Origin of the sequence: Haloarcula pellucida (assembly GCF_014647235.1) — an archaeon.
GTDB lineage: Archaea > Halobacteriota > Halobacteria > Halobacteriales > Haloarculaceae > Haloarcula > Haloarcula pellucida.
In genome coordinates, this window is sequence record NZ_BMOU01000002.1 from 50276 (window position 1) to 68515 (window position 18240).

At 67.5% G+C, this 18240-nt stretch carries 14 protein-coding genes; 8 read left to right on the forward strand and 6 right to left on the reverse strand.

All coding sequences use genetic code 11. The annotated features are described in order from the left end of the window. Positions 1-66: 66 nt before the first annotated feature. Positions 67-3465, reverse strand: coding sequence for a PAS domain S-box protein (locus IEY28_RS06920; RefSeq protein ID WP_220639472.1), 3399 nt, complete (start codon positions 3463-3465; stop codon positions 67-69). A gap of 240 nt (positions 3466-3705) precedes the next feature. On the opposite strand from IEY28_RS06920, the gene IEY28_RS06930 reads away from it, so the two are divergent. Both IEY28_RS06930 and IEY28_RS06935 read left to right on the forward strand, forming a co-directional pair. Further along, positions 3706-4011, forward strand: a complete 306-nt coding sequence (locus tag IEY28_RS06930; RefSeq protein ID WP_188995797.1) for a DUF7344 domain-containing protein — start codon at positions 3706-3708, stop codon at positions 4009-4011. Positions 4012-4050: 39 nt separating this feature from the next. Further along, positions 4051-4983, forward strand: a complete 933-nt coding sequence (locus IEY28_RS06935) for a hypothetical protein (protein WP_188995799.1) — start codon at positions 4051-4053, stop codon at positions 4981-4983. Here IEY28_RS06935 and IEY28_RS06940 read toward each other — a convergent pair whose 3' ends face one another. The 3 genes from IEY28_RS06940 to IEY28_RS06950 all read right to left on the reverse strand — a co-directional run bounded on the left by IEY28_RS06940 (position 4984) and on the right by IEY28_RS06950 (position 9110). Beyond that, positions 4984-5925 (reverse strand): M48 family metallopeptidase, encoded by a 942-nt coding sequence (locus IEY28_RS06940; protein ID WP_188995801.1) that lies wholly within the window; start codon positions 5923-5925, stop codon positions 4984-4986. It lies immediately after the preceding gene. Between the two features lie 740 nt (positions 5926-6665). Further along, positions 6666-8456 carry an excinuclease ABC subunit C gene (locus tag IEY28_RS06945; protein WP_188995803.1) on the reverse strand — a complete coding sequence of 597 codons (1791 nt, stop codon included), beginning with the start codon at positions 8454-8456 and terminating at the stop codon, positions 6666-6668. A gap of 33 nt (positions 8457-8489) precedes the next feature. Next, positions 8490-9110 carry a hypothetical protein gene (locus tag IEY28_RS06950; RefSeq protein WP_188995805.1) on the reverse strand — a complete coding sequence of 207 codons (621 nt, stop codon included), beginning with the start codon at positions 9108-9110 and terminating at the stop codon, positions 8490-8492. Between the two features lie 79 nt (positions 9111-9189). Here IEY28_RS06950 and IEY28_RS06955 point away from each other — a divergent pair, with 79 nt between their 5' ends. The 6 genes from IEY28_RS06955 (at position 9190) to ligA (ending at position 16125) form a co-directional block, all read left to right on the forward strand. After that, positions 9190-9708 carry a hypothetical protein gene (locus tag IEY28_RS06955; RefSeq protein ID WP_188995808.1) on the forward strand — a complete coding sequence of 173 codons (519 nt, stop codon included), beginning with the start codon at positions 9190-9192 and terminating at the stop codon, positions 9706-9708. Between the two features lie 64 nt (positions 9709-9772). Next, positions 9773-10885 (forward strand): pyridoxal-phosphate-dependent aminotransferase family protein, encoded by a 1113-nt coding sequence (locus IEY28_RS06960; RefSeq protein ID WP_188995810.1) that lies wholly within the window; start codon positions 9773-9775, stop codon positions 10883-10885. 181 nt (positions 10886-11066) lie between these two features. Continuing rightward, positions 11067-12668, forward strand: coding sequence for a methyl-accepting chemotaxis protein (locus IEY28_RS06965; protein ID WP_188995812.1), 1602 nt, complete (start codon positions 11067-11069; stop codon positions 12666-12668). Next, positions 12661-13383 carry a bacteriorhodopsin gene (locus IEY28_RS06970; RefSeq protein ID WP_188995814.1) on the forward strand — a complete coding sequence of 241 codons (723 nt, stop codon included), beginning with the start codon at positions 12661-12663 and terminating at the stop codon, positions 13381-13383. The genes IEY28_RS06965 and IEY28_RS06970 overlap by 8 nt, the downstream gene beginning before the upstream one ends. 156 nt (positions 13384-13539) lie before the next feature. Continuing rightward, the gene (locus IEY28_RS06975) at positions 13540-13851 is read left to right on the forward strand and encodes a HalOD1 output domain-containing protein (protein ID WP_188995816.1); all 312 of its coding nucleotides are present in this window, start codon (positions 13540-13542) and stop codon (positions 13849-13851) included. A gap of 174 nt (positions 13852-14025) precedes the next feature. Next, entirely contained in the window at positions 14026-16125 is a 2100-nt protein-coding gene (gene ligA, locus IEY28_RS06980) for an NAD-dependent DNA ligase LigA (protein ID WP_188995818.1), read from the forward strand. A gap of 128 nt (positions 16126-16253) precedes the next feature. Here the strand turns inward: ligA and IEY28_RS06985 are convergent, their stop codons facing one another. Beyond that, a complete protein-coding gene (locus tag IEY28_RS06985; protein ID WP_188995820.1) occupies positions 16254-17279 on the reverse strand; it encodes an ABC transporter permease in 1026 nt (341 codons plus the stop codon). Next, positions 17276-18199 (reverse strand): ABC transporter ATP-binding protein, encoded by a 924-nt coding sequence (locus IEY28_RS06990; RefSeq protein WP_188995822.1) that lies wholly within the window; start codon positions 18197-18199, stop codon positions 17276-17278. Before IEY28_RS06990 ends, IEY28_RS06985 begins: the two co-directional genes overlap by 4 nt. Between the last annotated feature and the right edge of the window lie 41 nt (positions 18200-18240).

Below are 18240 nucleotides of genomic sequence, written 5' to 3' on the forward strand. Positions count from 1 at the left end.
GGAAGTGGAACGCGCCTATTTTGTGAGGGTCGACCACGGACCTCCGACCTGCCCGCCGCCGACGGCCTACGCCGTGGTCGGTATCGCGGTGGTGAGACACCGGTCGAGGACCTTGCGCTCGGCCTTGCGGAGGTGCTGGTGGAACGTCGACGCGGCGATGCCGAGCGAGTCCGCCACGTCCTGTCCGGAGGCGTCCCGCGGCCACTCGAAGAACCCGGCGTGGTAGGCCGCTTCGAGGGCCGTTCGCTGCCTGTCGGTGAGCGCCTCGGTCAGTTCTCGTTGGAGGCGGTCGTCGCTGTCCCGCGTTCGCTGTCGACGCTTGAGGAGTTGCGCCGCGGGATACGCGTCCGTGACGACGTCGATGATCTGGCGTGCGTCGACCGTCGGCGAGACGCGAATCGTCATCCGGTAGTCGCCGTCCTCGATGACCGCCGACTCGACGAACCCCCCGACTGAGGCGACCACCGACAGCACCGGCGGTTCCGAGAGACGGGCCTCGAACTCGTCCCCGTTCTCCCGGAACGTCACCGACTCCCAGTGTGGCACGGCGTCGGTGATTGTACGGACGCTTTCGGTGGCGTCAGGTGTCGCCGACCCGTAGACGACGTACTCGTCGTCGGCGACGGGAATCGCGTGGTCGAGACTGATGGTCCCACACGTCCCGGTGCCGATGTCGAGCGTCTCGAAGATATCCGGGACGTGAAACTCCAGTTCGACGACTTCGTCGCTCATCAGCGCCTGCTTTCGCTGGGTGGCGGCGATGGCGTGTCCGACGATGTCGCCCAGTTGTCCGATGACCACTCGCTCCTCGCCCTCGAACGCGTTCGAGCGGGCCGTGTAGACGTTCAGGACGCCGAACATCGTGTCCTCGTGGGTAATCGGGACGGCGGCCGAGGCACGGAAACCGTGGGCGTCGGCGTGGTCCGCCCAGCGCTTGGCGGTCGTGATGTCCTGTCGGGTCCGGACCTCGCCCGTGCGTAACGCCTCGCCAGTCGGGCCTTCGATCCGGTCGTCGTCCGGGTCGACGGAGAGTTCGATGCCGTCGAGGTACCCGTCGACGCCGGCCTCGGTCCGCGAGACCACGCGCTGTGAGGTGCTCTCGCCCTCTCCTATCCACGCGAACTGGTAGGAGTCGGCGTCGGCGAGGTGTTCACAGACCGTCTGCTCTATCTCCTCGCGGGTCGACTGGGTGGCGACCGCCTCGGTGATCTCGCGAACGACCTCGTTGAGGTTGTTCAGCGCGTCGAGGCGCTCGCGCTGGCGAACCAGTTCCTGTTCGTCGTCGTGTCTGGCGATTGCCGAGGCGAGGATGGCTGCGATCGACTGGACGAAGTTGACGTCGTGGTCGGTGAACTCCCTGCGGGCGGTGTCGTGGGTCCCGAGAATCCCCCACGGGTCGTCCTGCGGCCCGACGATGACGCTGATACCGCTCCGGACGTCGTGGTCGGTCAGCAGGTCGGGACCGCTGAAGCGCCGTTCCGTCGTCAGGTCCTCGACGACGACCGGAGCGGACGACGCCAGCGTGTAGGACGCCTGCGAGTCGTCGGCCACGGCGGACACCGTCGCCGACCCGACGAGTCCGTCGTCCCAGCCGACGCCCTCTCTGAGCGACAGTTCCTCGGCCTCGGCGTCGAGATCGAGGACCTTGCAGTACTCGTTGTCGAGCGTCTCGGCGACGAGTTCGGTGGCTTCCGCCATCAGTGCGTCTACGTCCCGGTCTGCGAGCGCTCGCTGGCCGAGGTCCGTCACGACCTCTTGCTGGTGGACCCGACGCTTGAGTTCGTCCTCCCGGTCGAGGCGGTCGGAGATGTCCCGGACGACACCACAGCGGCCGAACCCATCGTCGAGCGGAAACGGCGAGAAGCGACTCTCACAGGGGACGGTGTCCCCGTCACTCGTCTGGACGTCGAGTTCGAACCCCGCGACGCCCCGGCCGCCCGAGACGACTTCGTCGGCTATCGACTCGGCCGTCGCCGACACCACTTCGCCGTGGACTGTCGTCGCGTCTGCCCCGAGGAGTTCCGCCTCCTCGTAGCCCGTCAGTTCACAGAACTGCTCGTTGACGAGGACGAACTCGCCGTCGGTATCGACCGCGTAGATACCGTCGTCGACGGTCTCGACGATACTCTCGTACAGTTCTAGCTCCCGCTCGCGTTCCGTGCGGTCGGTGACGTCGCGGACGACGCCGACGCGTTCGTACCCGTCCTCCGTCTCGAACAGCGCGAACGTCGCTTCGCCGGCGAACGTATCGCCGTCCGCCGTCTCCAACTCCGCTTCGAGGACGGCCTGCGTCCGTTCGCCCGTCGCAAGTTCCTGTTCGAGGCGCTTGGCCTCCGCGAGGACGCCGTCGTCGTCGACGACCGCCGAGACGTGTTTCCCGACGAGTTCCGACGGGTCGTACCCGACCATCGAGGCGTAGCTCTCGTTGACGTGGGTGAAGTGGCCGTCGTCGTCAGCGACGTAGATGCCGTCCTCGACGGTCTCGACGATGGTCTCGTACCGTTCGAGTTCCCGCTCGCGCTCGACGCGGTCGGTCACGTCCCGGAAGTACACCGAGAGCCCGGTTTCGGAGGGGTAGGCGGTGACCTCGAACCACGTCGCGAGCGGCGGGTAGTACGCCTCGAACGACCGGGACTCCTGCGTCTCGAAGGCCCGCTCGTACTCCGTCTGGAACTGGGAATTGACCGCCTCCGGGAACGCGTCCCAGACGCTCTCGTCGACCAGTTCGTCGGCCGAACGGTCGAGTAGCGTCGCGGCCCGGTCGTTGACGTGGGTGAACCGCCACTCCTCGTCGAGCGCGAAGAAGGCGTCGTCGATTCGCTCGAACACCTCTCGCAGTTCGTCTTCGACCCGTTCGCGGTGGCGTTCGAGTTCGGCCTGGGTCCGCCGCAGCGACGTGACGTCCGTACAGGCGAGGACCGCTCCGTCGCTGTCCCCGGCCGCGACCGGCGACGCGGTGAGCCGTACCCACCGACGGTCCCCGTTCGGCGTCTCGTGTCCGAGTAGCCGATCGGTGACGGTCGCGTCGTCTTCGAGGACAGTCCGGATGGGATGATCAGCCGGCGGGAGCGAGTCGCCGCCCTCGTCGTAGAACTCCAACGCCGTCGTCGCCGACCCCGCCGACCCGTCGAGGCCCAGCGCGCGCCTCGCTCGCGCGTTGGCGCGGTCGACGGTCCCGTCGGCGGCGACGGCCACCAGTTCGACGGGGGCCGTCTCGAACACTCTGTCGGCGTCCGCCTCTCCGGCGGGGTCGTCCGACGGCGGTCGCCACCAGACGCGGGCGCTCGCGCCGACTTTCTTCGTATCGAGACGACCGCGGTCGACGAGTCTGTCGAGGCGGTCGTAGGTACTCCGCCGACCGAGGCCGAGTCGCTCGGCGGCCTCCGTGGTCGTCACGGGCGTCCCCGCTCCGTCGAACAGTGCGAGCGTCTCTCGGAGGGCCTCGGTCAACGAGTGTCGAGTCATGTTCTCGGGTAGCGACGCCAGCCCGTTATAGACTCCGCCGGCGGAGTCATACCGCGGTGCGTCGGCGGTCGACCGATTCGTGTCGGCGTGCGCGACAGTCCGTGGGCGGAGCGGTGTGGTCCGCCGCCAAAACCGCGCGGTGTCCACAGTACCGCCCTAAAATCTTCTAGACCATCCTTACCCCCGCGTAGTGCGTTGGACAGCGTACGCCCACAATCCGACTGGATTGGCGAGAGACTCATGACTCAGATACACAGCGACACCGACGGTACACTCGTGGGTGCGGTCGAACTGACCGACAGCGACCGCCACCGACTCCTGACCGACGAGCGTCGCCGCATCGCTCTCGACGTGCTTTCTGACCGGCCCGGCCCGGTCCACCTCGACGAACTAGCGACGGAAGTCGCGACACGGGAATCCGATACGGCGATGGCTGACCCGTCCGCCGTCGAACGCGCGGCTATCGCACTCCATCACAACCACCTCCCTCGATTGGCCGCCTCCGATATCGTCGAGTACGACCCTGAGACGCGGCAGGTTCACTAGAGCCACTGTTTTCCACCCGTCGATCCAACGCGTGGACACATGGCTCCGGTTCCACAGCACGACCGCCTCGATACGACGCTTCCGGCCGCCGTCGCCGACTACTTCGCCCGCGAACGCCGGACGCTCGACGCGTACCTCGATCTGGTCCCCGACCGCTTCGGCCCCGGTGCCGGCGACCCGACCGTCGGCCCCGTTCACGCCGTTCCCTGGTTCTACGTCCCTGACCTCACCGGCTGGCGCGGCATCACGCTCGCCAGACTGCTCGCCGCCGACCGCGACTGTCCGTGTTTCCGACTGTCCGCGCTCGCCCGCGACGGCGTGGCGACGCTGTGGCGCGTCCTCGACGGGAGCGCCGACGGCCCGGTCGTCGTCCACGTCGAACTCCGGGGCGACACCGGCCCGATTCCGGGGACGCTCCGCGAGGCACTCCGGCGGGGGTACGACCAGCCACCCCAGTCGGCAGGCGACGGCGACCCGGTGTCGGGCGACCCGGCCAACGCCCTCGTCGTGTTCACGGACACGCGTCCCTCGAAGCGCCTGACGTCGCCGCTTCCCGACGCCACGGAACCGGTCAGCGGCGCCGTCCTCTCGTACGCCCCCCGCGACAGCATGACCCCGGAACAGCCAGACGGGACCACCGTCCTCGACGCGCCGCCCGCACTGCAGGACCGAACCGAGCGCCTCGAACGCCTGCTGGCCGCATCACTCGACGGCGTCGGAGCGCCCGACGCTCGCGACCGATTCGTCGAGAGCGCCGTCGAGACGCTCGCTATCACGCACTCGACGATCGGGAAGCAGGACCTCCTGTTCGACGTCTCGCCGCGGGTCGCGCTGAAACACGGCCATCGCCTGGACCGTCTCGGCGTCGACGAGGCGCTGTCGGGCCTCCGGACAGACATCCTCGCACAGGTCCCCCAGAGTCCGGGGAGCGCGGACCTCCGACGGACGCTGTCGGACCTCCTCGCGGAGTGATCAGGACCGCCGCGGCCCGGGTGGCTGCCGTTGTCGGGCGCGTTCGCGCAGTCGCTTCACCCGGTCGTCCATCGGCGGGTGCGTCGACAGGAGGTTCGACAGCGGGCCGTCGTCGTCGCCGTGGACGTACAGCGGCGTCAGCGGGCCCATATCCGGCGTGGAGACGCGCTCTATCGTCCGGAGCGCCCGCGCAAGCGCCAGTGGCTTCCCGGTCACCTCGACGGCACGGTCGTCGGCCGCCCACTCCCGCCGTCTGGCGTACGCCAGCACGCTCAGCGTCACGGCCAGTCCCAGCAGTGCGACCAGTCGGAAGGCGGTGCGCTGGGTGCGAGCGAGCCACGAGCGGGACCAGTCTTCGGGGCGTCCGCGTATCAGCGCCCACGCCCGAGCGATGCCGCCGATCAGGACGACGACGGGGAACAGCACCCCGCTGACGACGCCGACGAGTCCCTGTGTGAGGGTGTAGGCCAGCGTCTGGACCAGCGCGTCCCGCCGCTCCAGGTGGGCGAGTTCGTGGGCCAACAGCGTCTCCATCTCGTCGGTCGAGAGGTACCCGAACAGCCGCCGGTCGACGACGATGGCCGCCCCGAACCCGCCGACGGCGAAGGCGTTGGGAACCGGCAGCCGAGCGACCAGTAACGTGGGCGTTCCGGCGCTCATCCGCGCCGTGAGCGCGTCGAACCGTCGGTACGTCTCGGGGGCACGCGAACGCGGCAGCACCACCGCGTCCAGCGACCGTTTCAGCCGCGCCGTCCCGACCCAGTAGCTCACCACCCCGAGGACGAGCATCGTCCCGACGAGCGCCCCTGCCAGTACCACCGGCGACGGCCGGGACGCCCACACCGCTCTGAGAAATCGATAGCCGACCACCGCAGCCGCGACGTACAGGACGAGCGACGCGACGCCGAGTATCGCCAGCACGACTCGCCGACCTGCGTCCATCGACCGGTCGTACGGGCGGGACGGCCAAACGCCTTCTGCTCGCGCCGGTTCGCAGGACGGGGTGGCCGAACGATGTCTGATTCTATATCGCGGATAGCAGTTTATAACTCGGTGATGGTGTGTCCCTCCCGAACCGCTATCGACAGCGCGATGCGGCAACGAGACGCGCTGAGGGCTGTTCTCCCGGGCCTTGTCCCCTCGGCGACGACGGGGCGGAACGAACTCCACGCTCTTTGTGCTGGCGACGGAGCGCGACTCGGTGGACCGCGAGGGGTGTTGGCCGCCGCACCCCTCGCAGCGGTGCTGTGGGGCGGGCTTCTGAGAGCCCTCCTCGTGGGCGTGTGCTCGGTGGACAGTACGCCAGCACACGCGGGCGGAGCGGTCTCCGTGTCGCGAAACCGCTGTTCGCCGGTACTGTCGATTCCGCTGTTGGGCGCGTGGTTTCACTGCCCTCCCGGTGCGCTCGGTCTCGGCGACGCCGCCCGACGGTGTCCGCCGTCTCGGACTCTGCGGACGTGTGGGCGCCGCCTCGTTTTCGCCCAGTCAGCCTCGGTACGTGGGTGCCGTCTGCCTCGACGCGTGGGCCTCGGTCGCGTTGCTCGACGGCGTGTGCTGGTGACCCGCGAGTCACGTCGGCGGGAAAACCGCTGAGTCGATAGATTTCGACGAGTGACGCGTCTCAGCGCCGACTCACGCAGTCCGCCCGCAGAACGCGATAAATCACTATCTGCGATACAGAATCAGCCTAACCGACTGCGAATCGTCTCCGCCGTCGCTGTGCCGACGCCGTCGACGCTGGTCAGTTCCTCGGGCGAGGCCTCGCGGACGTTCTCGACGCTGCCAAAGCGACGGAGCAGTCGTTTGCGCGTCTCGGGGCCAACGCCGGGGAGGTCGTCCAGCGCCGTCGACACCTCGTCTCGGAGGGTTTGGTGGTACTGTACGGCAAAGCGGTGGGCCTCGTCGCGGACGCGCTGGAGGAGGTGTAGGTGCGGGGCGTCGTCGGGCCAGTCGTACACACCGTAGCTTCGCTCCGCTTGCGACGAGGTCCCACTCGCTGCGCTCGCGGGACCCCTGTCCGGCGTGATTACGAGTTCCTCGTCTTTCGCCAGCGCGACGGCCGGGACGTCCCACCCCGTCTCGGCGAGGGCGTCGCGGGCCGCGCCCAGTTGTCCGTCGCCGCCGTCGATGAGTAACAGATCGGGGTCGGGCCGGTCGTCCCGACCTGAGACGGCGCGCTCGGCCCGCCAGCGGACCAGTTCGCGCATATTGGCGTAGTCGTCGTTGCGCTCGGTGAGTTTCTTCCGGCGGTAGTCGGACGTCTCGGCGCTCCCGCCGACGACGGTGACGTTCGACCCGACGACGCTCGTGCCCTGCGCGTGGCTCACGTCGAACCCTTCGATGCGTTCGGGCCGGTCGATACCCAGCGCGTCGGCCAGCGCACCGACTTCGTCGTCGGCCCCGCCGCGCTGTCTGGCGTTCTTCAGCGCGAGGTCGACCAGCGTCGCTTCCCGGCCGGCACCGGGCACTCGCAACTCGACGCCCTCGCGTTCGAGCCACCGCGCTATCTCGGCGTCGGCGGGGTCCTCTGCACACAGAATCGCGCCGGGGAACTCTCGTTCGGCGTAGTACTGGGTGATGAAGGCCCGATAGACGCCCTCGGGCCCCTCGCCGTCGGGGGCGTCGAGCGTGTGGCGTTCCCGCTCGACGAGTTTTCCGCCTTCGGCGTGGAGGCGGGCGACGACGGCCCGGTCGCCCTCGACGACGGCGCCCAGGACGTCCGTCGCGGCGGCGCCGCCGGCGTCGCTGACCGCCGCGTCGCCCTCGCCGTGGAGGGCTTCGACGGCACCGAGTTTGTCCCGCAGGTTCGCCGCGCGCTCGAACTCCTGTTCCTGCGCGGCGGTCTCCATCTCCCGGCGGAGCGGGTCCGCGAGCACCCCCACCTCGCCCTCGAAGAACCGCTCGACGCTCTCGACGTCGGCGGCGTAGTCGGCCTCACCGATCTCGCCGGTGCAGGGGGCGGTGCAGATACCCATCTCGTAGTCCAGACAGGGCCGGTCGCGGGTGCTGTACTTGTGATCCGAACACCCGCGCAAGCCGTAGGTCTCCCGCAGGGCCTTCACGACCGTCTCGACGCGCCCTTTGTCGGTGAACGGGCCGTAAACGGTGGCGCCGTCGGCCGGGTCGCGGGTCACCTCGATGCGCGGGACGGCGTGGTCGGTGAGTTGGACCAGCGGGTAGGACTTGTCGTCTTTCAGGCGGACGTTGTACGGCGGCCGGTGGCGCTTGATGAGGTTCGCCTCCAGCAACAGCGCCTGCGTCTCCGTGTCGGTCACCGCGAAGTCGACGACGGCGGCCCGTTCGACCATCTTCGCGATACGGTTGCTGCGCGGGTCCGCGTACGAGCGCACGCGGTCACGCAAATCCACGGCCTTCCCGACGTACAGCACCCGGCCCTCCTCGTCTTCGAACTGGTAGACGCCGGGCTCTCGGGGGAGGTCACCTGCTCGCGCGCACACGCCGTCTGGGTCCATCGCCTCCGGGTTAGCGCTCGGCGGAGTTGAACGTCACGCCAGCGGGTCGTCCGGGGCCGAGGGTTGGGTGGTGTCGGACGGCGGCGTATCCGGTCGGATCGCCGCCCGGACTCGTTCCAGCACGGCGTCGTCGTCGGGTGCCGGGAGTTCGACGTCGTCGCCGCCGGCCACCGAGACGACGAGCAACCGCTCGCGGCTCCAGAGGTAGACGCCGAGGGCGACGGCGGCGACGGCCAGCGCCAGCCCACCGAACAGCGTCATCAGGTCGTCAAGCTGGGCCATCAGCCGGAGCATCCCCTCTAAGAGTCCGAGCATCCCACCGAGGCCCATCGCGCCGGCGCTGCCGACGCCGGAGAGCGAGACGCCCGCCACGAGGCTATCGAGGCTGACCATCTGCCCGGCCGCGACGAGGACGGCGCCGACGACGAGCGCTTTCACGCCCTGTTCGAGGAAGTCGACGTTTCCGGCGCGTTGCCGGTCGACACCGTCCACGTTCGGCCGGTCGACCTGCCGGAAGTTCGGCCCGTCACGGTCCGGGGTAAACGCCAGCAGACGGTGGCTCGTCACGACGACGCCGCCGTTGCCCACCCGGACCTGCTCCCGTATCGTCTCGCCGTCGTAGAGGAGGTCCCCGGCCCGTTCGACCCAGTCCATACACCGTGTATGCGGATCATCCGATTTCAATGCTCCCCCGTGCAAAACGGCTATCTCGTCAGCGCCCCGACAGACAGGTATGGTGAGTGACCCCCGCTGTCCGTACTGCGACGGCAAGGTCAGTGCGACGGCGACGTGGTGTATGCACTGCGGGCAGGACTTCGAGACGCCGGTCGACGCCGACGGGGGACGCGTCGTCGGCTACGGCAGCGACGACGCGGCCGACTTCGAGGCGGCGCTCGATGCCGGTGACCTCGACGGCGCGATCCGAGCCCTCCGAATGCGAGAGAACGGCCCGAAAGTGGTCGGCATCGTCCTCGGTTTGGTCGCGCTGGTGACGGTCCCGCTCGTCTCCCCGGCCGGCGTGACGCTGCTGTATCTGGCGGCCGCCGTCGGCGTCGGCCTGTACGCGTCCCGTCAGCCCTCCGTCGACGACGCTCTCCGGGACGGCGGCACCGTCCTCGCAGTCGTGCCGCTCGTGCTGTGGTTGGCCGCGGCCCTGCTGTCGGGGTTCGTCGGGTTCGGTGTCCTCGACCTGTTCGGGCCGGTGGTGTACGCGGGACTGGTGTTGTTCGCGACCCGTCGGATGACGCAGTGACACACACCGGTATCAAAACTACCATGGCCTCCGACGACGAGACTCCACCTATCAGGTGGCTTCCGTGACAAAGAAACAGGAATACACAGGCGACTACCCAGAGAAGACGCTGTACATCCCCGGCCCGACCGAAGTCCGTGAGGACGTCATTCAGGAGATGGCCCAGCCGATGTTCGGCCACCGCATGGACCGGATGACCGACCTCTATACGACCATCGTCGAGGACACCAAGGAGTTCCTCGGCACCGACAACGAGGTCATCGTGCTGACGGCCTCCGGAACCGAGTTCTGGGAGGCCTCGACGCTCAACCTCGTCGACGAGAACATCCTCGTGCCGACCTGCGGTAGCTTCAGCGAGCGCCACGCCAACGTCGCCGAACGACTCGGGAAGGACGTCGACCGCCTCGAGTACGAGTGGGGACAGGCCATCAAACCCGAGGACATTCGCGAGACCCTAGAGCAGAGCGACAAGCACTACGACGTCGTGGCGACGGTGATGAACGAGTCTTCGACCGGCGTCCGCAATCCCATCGAGGAGATCGGCGACGTCGTCGCGGAGTACCCGGACACCTACTTCGTGGTCGACGCCGTCTCCGCGCTCGGTGGCGACTACGTCGATATCGACGAACACGACATCGACGTCATCTTCGCCTCGACCCAGAAGGCCTTCGCCATGCCGCCCGGCCTCGCGGTCTGTGTCGTCAGCGACGACGCCTACGACCGCGAAGTAGACACGGAGTCGGCGTCGTGGTACGGCGGCTTCCAGCGCTGTCTCGACTACTACGACCGCAAGGGCCAGACCCACTCCACGCCCGCCATCCCCGTCATGCTGGCCTACCGCAAGCAGATGAAGTACATGCTCGAAGAGGGTCACGAGGGCCGCGACCAGCGCCACGCGGAGATGACCGAGTACGTCCACGAGTGGGCCCGCGAGCACTTCGACCTCTTCGCCGAGGAGGGGTATCGCTCCCAGACGGTCTCTTGTATCGAGAACACGCAGGGCATCGATGTCGCCGCGACCATCGAGGCCGTCTCCGAGGAGTACGACATGGTCTTCTCGAACGGCTACGGGTCGGCGCTCGGCGAGAAGACGTTCCGCATCGGCCACATGGGCGAACACACCGTCGAGAGCATCAAGGAACTCACAGACGCTATCGAGGACGTCGCTGGACTGTAACGATCCGGCTGTCGCGTGAAGCGGCCACCATCGTCGGTTCTGCTGGTCGCTTTCGTCTCCCAACGGGAGCGCCGGCTGTCTCGATTGGAGACCTGATCACAGGAACCGCGCGAGTCCCACCGTTATCAGAACGTATACTGTGAGGCGTAGATATAAATCCGTCTTCCGGACTCTCTTCGCTATGGAGACGACACGCGGATTGGAACCGATAGCTGGCCACTACAGCAGGCGCATCGGCGCGGCGCTTGCCGCCACGCTGATCGTGACGCTCGCGTTTGGCACGCTCTTTGCGATTCACGCAGCGAACACGGGGGCGGGGCTGTCGGCGATCGCCGGAACGCTGTTCGTCGTCGCGCTCAACCTCGGGTTGCTCGGCATCGTCCTCGGAGGCAACGCGGCCGTCGCGCTCCGGCGACTGACCGGTGCCGCGGAGGCCATCGAGGACGGCGACCTCGAGGCCAGTCCCGACGTGGACCGGGCCGACGAGTTCGGCCACCTCGCCACGGCGTTCGACAACATGCGTGGCTCGCTCAGCGAGGCTCTCGACGAGTCAGAGGCGGCACGCGAATCGGCCGAGGACGCCCGAGAGGACGCAGAAGCCGCCAGACGAGACGCCGAAGCGTTCAACGAGACGCTCATCGAGCACGCGACGGTCATCGGGGACGCGATGACTTCGGCCGCAGACGGAGACTTCACACAGCAGCTAGAGACGGACGTCGAGGTCGACGCCATCGAGCGAATCGCCGTCGCGTACGAGGAGATGGCCTACGGGCTCTCTGACACCGTCGACGAGATCCGCGAGTTCGCCACCGACGTCGAGAGCGCCAGCGACTCCGTCGCCAACGACGCGGCCGACGTCGAGCGACTCAACCAGTCGCTGGCAGGCGATATCCGCGAGTTGGCGCGGGACATCGAGGGGCAGGCGAACCAACTCCAGACCGCCGTCTCGGAGACGAACGACCTCTCGGCGACGATTCAGGAGGTCGCCTCGACGACGGACGAGGTGGCGCGGCAGGCCGGGCGCGCGTCCGACGTCGGTGCGACCGGCGCGGAACGCATCACCGATGCCATCGAATCCATCGAAGACGTCGAGACCGCTATCGCCGAACTGGACGCCCTCGTCGAGGAACTGGACGACCGGATGCACGACGTGGAGTCGACGACCGGCATCATCGACGACATCGCCGAACAGACCAACATCCTCGCGCTCAACGCGAACATCGAAGCCTCACACGCCACCGAGGGCGGTGCGGGCTTTGCCGTCGTCGCCGACGAGGTCAAGACTCTCGCCGAGGAGACCCAACACGCCATCGACGAAATCGATGGCATCATCGCCGGCGCTCGGTCGGACGTCGACGAGGTGAGCCACGAGATGGACGCCACCAGAGCCCGCATCGACGCCACCGTCGAGACGGTCACCGACGCGGGGGAGACGCTGGCACAACTCAGCGATACCGTCGACGACGTCGACGAGGCGATGGGCGAGATCGCCCGAGCGACCGACGACGGCGCGGCCGCCACCGAGGAGGTGGCCGCAACCATCGACACCGTTGGCGAGGCCGCCGCCGACGTCGCCGACCGCTCTCACGCGCTTGCGGACACCGCAGAGGAGACCGCGGGGACGATGAGCGACGTGCGCCGCCGCGCCGACGACCTCTCGGAGCGCACCGAGGAACTCATCGACCGCCTGTCGGCCTTCGAGACGCGCGAGGCCGATCACGGCGAGACGGCCGAACCGGGACCACCCACCGAGCAACAGAGTGTGGGGGACGACGATGATTAGCCAATCTGCCGTCTACGGCGTCTCGGTGGCCGTCACCGCCGTTGCGTTTCTCGTGTTTCTCGGCTGGCTCAGTCGCATCCCGTCGTCTCACCGTCGGTACTGCTATCCGGTGGTGGCAGTCGTCGGATTCTCGACGGTGATGTCCGCGCTGATGGCGGCCGGTCTCTTCTCCCTCGGCGGGACCCAACTCACCGTCCCGGGCATCCTCGACGACTTCGTCGCGTACACGGTGCTGTGGGTGGTTGCAGTAGCGCTGGCCGGGGAGTCCCGGCGGATGCTCGCCGTCGCCGCCGCCATCCCGGCGATACAGGTTATCGGATTCAACGGCGGGGCGATCGTCGGCGGCGTCGTCGGCCTCGCCGGCTTTGCCGCCGTCGTCCTCGGACACGTCCTGATGGCGTACCTGTTACTCGGGCCGATATGGCGACGCGCGGCCGACGTTCCCGACAGACAACGACTCCTCCACTGGAAGGCTCGGAACCTCCTGTTGTTCCTCATCGGGATGCTCGTCGTCTCCTCGCTCCTCTCTGTCGCGGGGGTGTTCGACTCGTTCGTCATCGCCGTGATCGGCGAGTACATGGGACTGCTCATCAGGATCGGCTTCGCCGGGTTCTTCTTTGCCAACGTCGAGGCCATCGCGGTCGACCGGGACGACCCGGCGCGTCTCGGCTCACCGTCGTTTACCGACGAGACCGGCGCGAGCGGCAGCGATTGAGGCCGACCGGACTCTCTTTCGTCCATCGCTCGACTAGATCCACGGCGGGACAGCCAACGGCACCCGTCCCGCCGTGTCCGGGGTGGCGTTCTCAGCTGTTGAAATGGCACGTCAATACTTATCTCCGAACGGGCTAAACCGCCGGTAGTATCCGATATGAGCCACTCTTTCACTGCCGATACCCGAGAGCGAGCACGTGGTGAGCCCGTTAGCAAGCAGTTCGATTGGTCGGTGACCGCACCGAGTACGGCGGTCGTGCAGGTGATCGCTGCCGCGACCGGGACGGAGCCGACCGAGGGAACGCCGCTGTACGACTCTGTCGATTCGGGGGCGCTCGACACGCTCTTTGGGGACGCGGACGGCGACCCGGATCGCCGGTTTTCGTTCACGCACGAGGGACTCACTGTGACACTCACGGGCGACGGCACTGTGTCGGCGCGCCCCATCGCCGAATCGGCGTCCCGCTGAGCGGTCGCTGCGACGGTCGGCCCTGACTCGTCACCGATAGCTGCCGATCCGGACGGCGACACGCCGGGGTGGCGACTCCGTTCGAGATGGTCCAGCCGGCGTATGAGGAGACGACGTCGCCGATGCCATACGCACAGCGGGCAGTATTAGTGGGTGGCTCTCTCAGTACCGGCGATGGCAGCCCTCGAAGACGAGACCGACAACCCCTACGTCTCTGACCCACCGACGGAGTTCGCTCCCGTCGAGGAACTGAGCGAGGCCGAGGCCAGCGAGCAGGCCGCCCAGTTGCGCGAGGCCGTCCGGTATCACGACCACCGTTACTACGTCGAGAACGACCCGGTCGTCGGGGATCGGACCTACGACGCCTTGTTCTCGCGCCTGCAGACACTCGAATCGGTGTTCGACCTCGACACCGAGGGAAGCCCCACGCAACGCGTCGGCGGCGAACCGCTCGACGAACTCGGCGAGGTTGAACACGTCGCGCCCATGCAGTCTATCGACCAAGGTGGCGAGGCCGAGGACGCCCGGGCGTTCGACGAACGGGTGCGGAGACGGCTGGCCGACGCGGACTACGACGGCGACGTAGCGTACTTCTGTGAGCCGAAGTTCGACGGCCTCTCGATCGAAGTCGTCTACGAGGACGGCGAGTACCAGCGGGCGGCTACCCGCGGCGACGGCGAGGTGGGCGAGGACGTCACCGAGAACGTCCGCACCGTCGCCAGCGTCCCCCAGCGCCTGCGCGGGGACTACCCCGACTTCCTCGCCGTCCGCGGCGAGGTGTACATGCCACGCGAGGCCTTCACGCAGTACAACCGCGAACGCGTCGAGGCGGGACGAGACCCCTTCGCAAATCCCCGGAACGCCGCCGCCGGGACGCTCCGCCAACTGGACCCCAGTGTCACTGCAAAGCGCCCGCTTTCGGTGTTTTTCTTCGGCGTCCTCGATGCCTCGGTCGAGTTCGAGAGCCACAGCGCACTCCACGAGCGGTTCCCGGAGTGGGGCCTGCGGGTCTGTGACCGCACCGCCGTCGTCGACGATATCGAGGCTGCAATCGACTACCGCGACGAGCAACTCGACGCCCGCGACGACCTCGATTACGAGATAGACGGTGTCGTCCTGAAGGTCGACGACATCGAGGCCTGTGACCTGCTGGGGACGACCAGTCGCGCGCCGCGCTGGGCGTTCGCCTACAAGTTTCCCGCCCGGAAGGAGGAGACGACGGTACGGGATGTCGTCGTGCAGGTCGGTCGGACGGGACGGTTGACCCCCGTCGCACTGATGGACCCCGTCGAGGTCGGCGGCGTCACCGTCACCCGCGCGTCGCTGCACAACCCCTCGCTCATCGAGGAACTCGGCGTCGACGTCGGTGACCGCGTGCGCATCAAGCGCGCGGGCGACGTGATCCCGGACGTGGTCGAGGTGGTCGAGAAGTCGGGCGAGGGCCACTTCGAGTTCCCGGAGACGTGCCCGGTGTGTGACAGCGCCGTCGAGCGCGACGGCCCGATGGCGTTCTGCACCGGCGGCCTCTCCTGTCCCGCCCAGCGCGAACGCGCCATCGAGCACTACGCCAGCAGGGACGCCCTCGATATCGAAGGGCTCGGAGAGAAGGCCGTCGAACACCTCCTCGACGCCGGTCTCGTCGACGACGCCGCCGACCTCTATGACCTCTCGGTCGACGAACTGGCCGAACTGGAGGGCTGGGGCGAGACCAGCGCGCAGAACCTCGTCGACGAACTCGACGACGCCCGGGACCCGCCGCTCGCGAACTTCGTCGTCGCACTCGGCATCCCACACGTCGGAGACGTGACCGCACGGAACCTCGCAGCGGAGTTCGGGACGTTCGAGGCGATTCTCGAAGCGGGTGAGGACGGCGACCGCGAGGCGTTCGAGGCCGTCCCCGACGTCGGCCCGGAAGTCGCCGAGAGCATCGTCGAGTTCTTCGAGAGCGAGGGGAACCGCGCGGTGCTGGACCGACTACTCGACCACGTCGACCCGCAGGCCGCCGAGGCCACCGGCGGCGACGCACTGGAGGGCCTGACCTTCGTGTTCACGGGATCGCTTTCCGGCCTCACGCGCGGGGACGCACAGGACGTCGTCGAGCGCAACGGTGGCTCGGCGACCAGCAGCGTCTCGGGGAACACCGACTTCCTCGTCGTCGGCGAGAACGCCGGCCAGCGAAAGCGCGAGGACGCCGAGGCAAACGACGTCGAACTGCTGGACGGCCGCGAGGGGTTCGAGGCCAAACTCGGGGAGTACGGCGTCGACGTGGAGTGACCGACTTCGGAACTGCCGAGGTGACCGGTGTTACACAGTTGGGTGGGACTGAAAGGGGCCGGGAGCTTTCTGGCGGTCCACCGACCCAGTCGCCATCGCGACAGTAGAAAACGAACTGGCTGACCGTTCTAGAGGTCCGCGAGGTTGAACGTGTAGTAACTGACGCTCGCGGCGATACCGATCCACGCGAGCATGAACACGACGACTGCGGGGTCGGAGTAGTAGAACGGCAGCGACCCCGACCCGGGCGCGCAGGTGATGATCGTGCCGAAGACGCCTTCTTGGGCCTGCGGGGCGCCGTTGAGGACGTCGGCACAGATGGTCCGACTCGCTTCTTCCCCCTGCCTGAACATCCCGTAGCGGGCCGACAGCGCGGGCGCTTCGCCGGACCCGAGCATCGAGTTGACGAGGGTCTTGTAGGCCTGATTCGGGTTGACGAGTTTCAACAGGAGGACAACGTGCCAGCGGATGGCGCCGGTGACGCCCAGTTCGTTCGAGAGGATGTTCCCGACGCCGTTCGCGCCGGCGTTCCAGAGGAACGTGAAGTAGAAGTAGACGATGAAGTTCGCGGCGCCCGACCAGAGGCTCTTCTTGAAGGCCCCGGAGATGGAGACGACGATGGCGACGAACACCAGCGCGAACACCACCGTGAAGAACGAGAACAGGCCGAACAGTTCGGGTTTGAACGTCAGTCGCGAGGCGGTCAGGAAGACGGCGGTGATGGCCAGCGAGGCGACGAGAGGGACGCCAAGCACCGCACACCGACCCAGCACCTTCCCGATGATGACGTCCTTCCGGGAGTGCGGGAGAGACAGCAGGAGCTTCAGCGACCCCGACGTGCGCTCTTTCGAGATGGCGGCGAAGCCGAGGAAGATGGCGACGATGGGCAACAGCAACGTCACCATGTTCAGGTACACCTGCGAGAGCAGGAGTTGCATCCCCAGCCCCTGTCCCTGCTGGCCCACGCCGATGTCGAAGTACAGCGCCAGCGCGACGGGGGCGATGAACGCCGTCGTGAAGATGAGGCCCAGCAGCCACAGGCCCTTCGAGCGGATGGCGTCCTTGAACTCCTTTTTCGAGACGGTGTACCACTCGAAGGTGTTCCTGAGCAGACGGTCGAGGCCAGCGAGGCCGCCCTCGTCGGCGGTGCTCATGCCTCTACCTCCTGCCGTTCGGTGTAGGCGGTAAAGAGGTCCTCCAGCGAGGCCTCCTGGGTCTCGAAGTCCTCGACGGCGACGCCGGACTCCTCGAAGGTGTTGAGGACGGTCATCTTCGCGTCGCCGTCGCAGTTGACGGTGATCCGGTCGGTGTCCATCGTCACGCCGGACACCTCGGGAAGAGAGCGCACGTCCTCGACGGCGGCGTCTAGGCCGTCCGTGTCGCCGACGGTGACGACGAGTTTCATGTCTCCCTGTGCGGCCGCGCGGAGGCCTTCGACGCTGTCTTTCGCGACGAGTTCGCCGTCCTGGAGGATGCCGACGGTGTCACAGACGGACTCGACCTGTCCGAGGATGTGCGAGGAGAAGAAGACGGTCGCGCCGCGTTCGCTCTCCTCGCGGACCAGGTCCCGCATCTTGCGGGCGCCGTTGGGGTCCAGTCCCGTCGTCGGTTCGTCGAGGATGAGGAGGTCGGGTTCGTCGACGAGTGCCATCGCCAGCACCAGCCGTTGTTTCATCCCCTTCGAGTAGCCGCCGGCCCGGCGGTCGGCGGCGTCGGCGACGCCGACGCGTTCGAGCAGTGCCATCGGATCGTCGTCGGCGTTTTTCGACTCGATGACGAACTCCACGTGTTCGCGCCCGGTCAGCCGTTCGTAGACGTCGTAGCCTTCGGGGAGGACGCCGATGCGCTCGCGGATGGCTTTCGACTCCTCGTTGACGTCGTGACCGAGGACCGTCGCTGACCCCGCTGTCGGTCGAACGAAGTCGAGCAGGATGTTGATCGTGGTCGATTTCCCGGCCCCGTTGGGTCCGAGAAAGCCGAAGACCTCACCCTCCTCGACCGTGAGGTCCACTCCGTTCAGGGCGACGACGTCCCCGAACTCCTTGCGGACGCCGTCCAGTTCGATAGCGGTCATACGCGCCGGTTGTGCCGCCCTCCGGTATAGTCTTTCGTGTT